The following is a 1,867-nucleotide window of genomic DNA, read 5'->3' on the forward strand; positions in this document are numbered from 1 at the left end:
GCTGGGCGAGCAGGAACAGCGCGAGCTGCTGGCGTTGAGCTGCGGACGCGAGCAGGCGGGGTCCGGGTCGCAGCGGCTGTTCGATCAGCTGCTGGCCCAGGCTGACCGCACTCCCGATGCTATCGCTGTCGAGTCGGCGGACGGACGCAGGCTCACATACGCCGAGCTGTATGAGCGGACGGCCAAGCTGGCAGAGCGACTGGGTGCGGCTGGTATCGGCCAGGGCGCGCGAGTCGCGCTGCTGGCTGGGCGCTCGACGGATACGATTATCGGCCTGCTCGCTGTGATGCAGAGCGGCGCAGCCTATGTCCCGCTCGATCCGGCCTATCCGGCGTCGCGCCTCGCCTATATGCTGGCCGACTGCCAGCCGGCGCTGCTGCTGGCCGAGCGGGAGGCCTGGCTCGCGCTGTTGGGTGAAGAGCCGTCAGCCTATCCCGGCGAAGTGTGGCTGCTCGGCGAATACGAGACGGTCCTGGTGGGCGATAGGTCAGACGCGCTGTCGTCGCACGTGACTGACGCGACGAACTTCGTACGTGCGGACGGCGAGACGGCCAACGCTGCCGGATCGCGCCCGGGCGGTGAGGAGACGTTGCTGGCCGACGAGCTGGCTTATGTATTGTACACCTCCGGCTCGACTGGCCGTCCCAAGGGCGTCATGGTGACGCAGTCCGGTCTGTTCAACTACGCGAGCTGGGCTGCCGCAGCTTATAGTGATGGCGAGCCGACGACGATGCCGCTCTTTACGTCGCTGTCGTTTGACTTGACGGTGACGTCGCTGTTCGTGCCGCTGTTGACCGGCGGCGCGATCCTCATCCGCGAGGAGGATGAGGATGCCGGGCGGCTGCTGCGGCGCATCGTCGCCGAGTCCGGGGCGACGGTCATGAAGGCGACGCCGGCGCATCTGGCGCTGCTGGAGCAGCTGGGCGATCTGCCCGCCACCTCGCTGCGGCGGATCATCGTCGGCGGCGAGCAGCTCTATGCCGCCTCGGTATCGCGGCTGCTGGCCCGCTGGCCGGACGAGCTGGAGATCTGCAATGAATACGGCCCGACCGAGGCGGTCGTCGGCTGCACGCTGTTCCGGGCGCGGTCCGGGACATCGCTCCCCGGCGGAGATGCGGTGCCGATCGGCGCGCCGATCGACAATGCGGCGCTGTATGTGCTCGACGAAGCCGGACAACTGGTGCCGCCGCTCGTCCAGGGCGAGCTATATATCGGCGGCAGCGGAGTCGCGCTCGGCTATCTCTGCGCGCCCGAGCTGACGGCGGAACGGTTCGTCGAGGACCCGTTCCGACCGGGACAGCGGATGTATCGGACGGGCGATCTGGTGCGGCGTCTGCCTACAGGCGAGCTGTATTATGTCGGGCGCGTAGACGATCAGGTCAAGCTGCGAGGCTATCGCATCGAGCTGGGAGAGATCGAACGGGCGTTGACGGCACATCCCGATATCCGCCAGGCTGCGGCGGCGCTGCGACCGCTGCTCGCGGAGGACGGCGAGCAGGCCCGACTGCTGGCCTGGTATACGGCAGAGCGGCCGGTAGACGAGACGGAGGCGCGCGCCCATCTGGCGGAGCAGCTGCCGATATATATGCTGCCGGTGCGGTTGATCCCGGTGCCGGAGATGCCGCTGACGCCCAACGGCAAGCTGGACAAACGGGCATTGCCCGCGCCGCAGCACCTCGAGACGGCGCTCGCGGAGGCCCCGCGTACGCCGATGGAGTCGCGGCTGGCCGCGCTCTGGCGCGAGCAGCTTGGCGTCGAGCCGGGGCGCGGCGACGATTTTTTCGCGCTGGGCGGCCATTCGTTGCGGGCGATGCTGCTGACGGCTCGCATCCGCGAGACGTTGGGGGCGGAGCTGCCGCTCTCGGCG

General features: G+C 68.7%; 1 protein-coding gene. It reads left to right on the top strand.

The features are described 5' to 3' along the window. On the top strand, nucleotides 1-1,867 hold a 1,867-nt coding region (locus PA598K_RS34760), incomplete at both ends, for a non-ribosomal peptide synthetase (RefSeq protein ID WP_185602423.1).

The organism is Paenibacillus sp. 598K (genome assembly GCF_003851045.1).
Classification (GTDB): Bacteria; Bacillota; Bacilli; order Paenibacillales; family Paenibacillaceae; genus Paenibacillus_D.